The 4,365-nt window shown below is 72.4% G+C and carries 4 protein-coding genes; all 4 read right to left on the reverse strand.

The window, feature by feature from the left end:
- Positions 1–219: hypothetical protein (locus tag AC08OT_RS18095; RefSeq protein WP_476603079.1), on the reverse strand; the 219-nt coding region annotated here is incomplete at its 3' end.
- Positions 216–2,408: a terpene cyclase/mutase family protein gene (locus AC08OT_RS18100; protein ID WP_476603080.1), complete on the reverse strand. Its 2,193-nt coding sequence runs from the start codon at positions 2,406–2,408 to the stop codon at positions 216–218. The genes AC08OT_RS18100 and AC08OT_RS18095, both read right to left, overlap by 4 nt.
- 131 nt (positions 2,409–2,539) lie before the next feature.
- Positions 2,540–3,556, reverse strand: a complete 1,017-nt coding sequence (locus AC08OT_RS18105) for a polyprenyl synthetase family protein (protein ID WP_476592373.1) — start codon at positions 3,554–3,556, stop codon at positions 2,540–2,542.
- The coding region (locus AC08OT_RS18110) for an FAD-dependent oxidoreductase (RefSeq protein ID WP_476603081.1) at positions 3,553–4,365 on the reverse strand (813 nt) is incomplete at its 5' end. The genes AC08OT_RS18110 and AC08OT_RS18105, both read right to left, overlap by 4 nt.

Consider the following 4,365-nt stretch of genomic DNA (forward strand, 5'->3'; position numbering starts at 1 on the left):
CCCTGGGGGCGCGGCCGACGGCAGGGACGGCGACGACGGCTCCTGCGCCGGGATCTCGGTGGAGGCGGCCGGAACAGCCCTGATCCCGGCACCCGTGGCTGCCGCCGTGGCTGCCGCCGTGGCTGCCGCGGCGGCGGACGCGCCGTCCCCGGCGGACGCGCCGTCCTCGACGTCCCCGGCGTTCCCGTCGCCGCCGGCCGCGGATGCGAAGATGTTCATAGCGTGGCCACCCCGGTGAGGGTCACGTACCGACCGAGCGCGGTCAGCGGGAAGACCAGCCGGTACAGGTGGTAGTTGAGGTAGAAGTCACCGGGGAAACCGGTTCCGGTGAACTGGGGCTCGTCCCAGGTCCCGTCCGGCCGCTGGGTCTCGCACAGCCAGCGCACTCCCCGCTTGACCGCCTTGCTGTGCGGGTCGACGGCCAGCAGCGCGAGCAGCGCCCAGGCGGTCTGCGAGGCGGTGAGCTCACCCCGGCCGATCCAGGCCGGATCGTCGTAGGCACGCGGGTCCTCACCCCATCCGCCGTCGGGCGACTGGTGCTCCAGCAGCCAGCGCACCGCGGTTGTGATCGCCGGGTGGTCGGCGGGAACGCCAGCGGCGATCAGCGCCGGAACCACGGCGCCGGTGCCGTAGACGTGGTTGATCCCCCACCGGCCGAACCAGGAGCCGCCCGGTTCCTGGTTGTCCAGCAGCCACTGCACCGCCCGCTGGGTGATCGGGTGGTCGGAACGGCCGAGGTCGGCCAGCATCTCCACGATGTGGGCGGTGACGTCCGCCGACGGCGGGTCGACCACCTCGCCGAAGTCGCAGAACGGGATCTTCGCCGTCAGCGTCCGCACATTGTCGGCGTCGAAGGCGCCCCAGGCCCCGTCCGACGACCGCATGCCGACGCTCCAGTCGACCCCGCGGGCCGCAGCGGCGCGCATCGCCCCGGCCAGCTGCGGGTCGACCGCCGCGAGGCCGCGGGAGGCACGGTCACGCGCGGCCGGCGGGAGCTCGGCGGTGCCGCCCGGGGTGACGGTGCCGCCCGGGGCGACATGGCTGCCACCGAGCAGGCGACGCAGCGCCAACACGACCTCGGCAGTGTCGTCGGTGTCCGGGTAGAAGTCGTTGTCGAACTCGAACGCCCAGCCGCCGGGGGCGAGCGCCGGACGGCGGACCGCCCAGTCCCCGGCCACCCGGACCTCTTCGTCAACCAGCCAGCGGCCGGCCCGCACCATCGCGGGATGGTCGGCCGGGACGCCGGCGTCCGAGAGCGCGACCACCGCGAGCGCGGTGTCCCAGACCGGCGACTGGCATGCCTCGATCTGGGCGGTCGGCCCCTCCGGGGTCTCGCGCCGGATGATGTAGCGTTCCATTCCCCGGAACGCCGTGGCGATCACTGGGTGGTTGAGGGGGTATCCCATGAGATGCAGCGCCATGACGGAGTAGATCCACGGCGGCTGGATGCCCCCCCAGCACCCGTCGGCCTCCTGGCGGGCGACGACCCACTCGGTGGCCCGGCGCAACGCCAGGGTGCGCAGCATCTTGATCGGCCGGCGCTCATAGCGGTGCAGGATCGCGTCCAACCGCTCGAAGGCGCCCTCCCAGCTGTACAGCGGGGCCGGCTTCAGCGGCGTCACGGGTGCCGCGACCTTGATCTCGTCGATGCTGAAGCCGAGGTCGCGCACAGGCCGGAACGACCCGACGATCGTCAACGCGACGATCGTCTGGCGGGCCCAGCAGCCGAAGTCGTAAACATTCAGCGGGAACCAGGACGGCAGGAAGATCAGTTCCGGCGGCAGCACGGGCACGTCGTCCCAGGACCACTCGCCGAAGGTCGCCAGCCAGATTCGGGTGAAGACCCGGGCGGCCGCCACCCCGCCCTGGGAGCGGATGAGCACGGCCGCCGCCGCCATGTGCGGGGCGTCGGGCTCGTCACCGGCCAGGCGCAGGGCGATGTACGCCTCGACCGTGGTGGACAGCTCGGCCGGTCCGCCGTAGTACGTGGCCCAGCCGCCGTCCGCGAGTTGCTGGGACCGCACCCACCGGGCGATCGGCTCGGTCTCCTCCTCGGTGCGGATGCCGAGGAACTGCTTCATGAACAGGTGTTCGGCGTCGATCGTGACGTTCGTCTCGAGGTCGCCCTTCCACCAGCCCTCCTCGGACTGCAGCCCGAGGAGGTGGTCCCGAGCCCGGTCGGCCGCGGTCATCGCCGCGGCCAGGTCCTGATCGACCGGGGTCTGCGTCGTGGGCGGGGTGCCGTCGACGGTCGCCGCGCCACCGCCGGGCACGCCACCGCCGGACAGCGGTGGCGAGGACCGGGAGATCCCGTAGGCGTCGGGCGTGGCGGGCGCGGGAATGTTAACGCGCTTCGAGCTCTTCGCGGCCTTTGGAGCAGCCGGGGACGGGTCCGAGGTCAGGCTCATCGACGACTCCCCTCGTCGTACATGCGATGGTCATGAAGACGATCAACGTACTGATCACCCGGCCGCCCGGCCTGGCACCGGGGTGGTGCCAGGCCGGGCGGGAACGGCGACTGCACTCACCTATCGTCTCCTCAGCGGTCTCGTTCGGTCACGAAACGCGCGAGGGCCAGCAGTTCCGCCTCGATCTCGGCGGGCATCGACAACGAGCGGAGCACGTTCTCGCAGGCCTTCAGCTGGCCGTCGGCCTCGGCGGTGGTCCAGTCCCGCCCGCCGGCCCGCTCGATCAGGTCCGCGATGTGCGTCAACTCCGCCTCGGTGGACTCCCCGGTGCCGGTGAGGAACGCCCGCAGCTCCTCGGCCGCGGTTCCGCCGGCCTCCAGGGCCACCACGACCGGCACCGACTTCTTGCGGGACCGCAGGTCCGACAGCACCGGCTTGCCGGTCATCGAGGGATCACCCCAGATACCGAGCAGGTCGTCGATGAGCTGGAACGCGGTGCCGAGCCGGGATCCGTACTCGGCGAGGGCGTTGACCATGTCGTCATCGGCCCCGGCGAGCACGGCGCCGAGGGAGGCCGAGCAGGCCAGCAGCGCGCCGGTCTTGCCGTCCTCCATGTGCAGCGTCTCGGCGACGCTGACATCCGGCCGCTTCTCGAACATCAGGTCCTCGGCCTGGCCACGGACGAGGTCCTGAACGCCCGCGCCCAGGATCAGCGCCGCGCAACGGCCGGGCTCCCCCTCGATCTCCAGCAGAACCTGGGTCGCCAGGCCGAGCAGCGCGTCCCCGGCGAGGATCGCGCCGTCAGCGCCAAAGATCGTCCAGGCCGTGGGCCGGTGGCGGCGCTCGGTGTCGCCGTCCATGAGATCGTCGTGCAGCAGCGAGAAGTCGTGCACCAGCTCGACGGCGACCGCTGCCGGCAGCCCGGTCTCCGCCGGGGCGCCGGCGGCCTGCGCCGACAGCAGCGCCAGCGCCGGGCGTACCAGCTTGCCCCCGCCGCCGGACAGTGGCGCGCCCTCGGCGTCGACCCAGCCGCGATGGTAGGCGACGACGTGGCGAAGCCGTGGGTGGAGCCGATCCACCGTGGCGCGCAAGGCAGGCACGGTGAGGGTCCGCCCACGCTCGATCGCATCCGGAACCGTCATGGTCATACCGGGAATCCCCCTGTGGATGTGTGCCTTGGTTGGCCGGGCGGAAGCGGCCGGACGACCGCCGCCGATCCGGCGGGAACCGCGTTGTCCCCTCGTGGATCCTGTGGATCGCGCACCTGCGCGGCCGTGGCGCCGCCGTCCGGTGTGCTCACCGATTCAGTGCCTACCGGTACCGACTCACCCACCTGCTCGGGGAGCCGTCCGCCCGTCCTTCGGGCCTGCGGGCCCGGCCCGCGTGGCTCGTTGACGTCGACCCCCATACCGGCCAGGTTCTCACGGACAGCAGCGAGTCCGCTACGCACAGCCGACTCCATGGTTGCCGGCCATCCGGTGTCGGTCCAGGTCCCGGCCAGGGCGAAGCCGGGCAGGCCGGTCGACGCACCCGGACGCAACGCAAGCGAACCGGGCACCTGCCGGAAGGTCGCCGTACGTTCCCGGGTGACGAAGACCTCCAGCGGCCCGGCCGCCCGCGCGGCCGGGAACAGCCGGGCCATCTCCTCGACGAACAGGGTCCGCAGCTCGTTCGCCGGACGATCGACCCACGGCTCCGCCGCAGACTGCGACAGCGCCAGGTACTGGGCACCGGGCGGGCCGGCGGCGGCGAGCCCGGAGGAGACCGTGCGATCGAAGATCCATTGGATGGGCGAGTCGACCACGGCCAGGAACGGGCCGTCGATCACCGGTCGAGGATAGATCATGTGCACGTTGATGATCGGCGAGTCGCCGAGTTCACGCAGCCGGGCCGCCTCAGGTTCGGCGCCGGCCGGCAGGAGGGAAGCGGCGGCGGGCGGCGGCACCGCGTGCACGAC

It is taken from the genome of Frankia sp. CgJB1, from assembly GCF_977947065.1.

Coding starts and splice junctions, on each gene's coding strand:
- AC08OT_RS18105 (WP_476592373.1), bottom strand. CDS start 3,556: ATGACCATGACGGTTCCGGATGCGATCGAGCGTGGGCGGACCCTCACC.
- AC08OT_RS18100 (WP_476603080.1), bottom strand. CDS start 2,408: ATGAGCCTGACCTCGGACCCGTCCCCGGCTGCTCCAAAGGCCGCGAAG.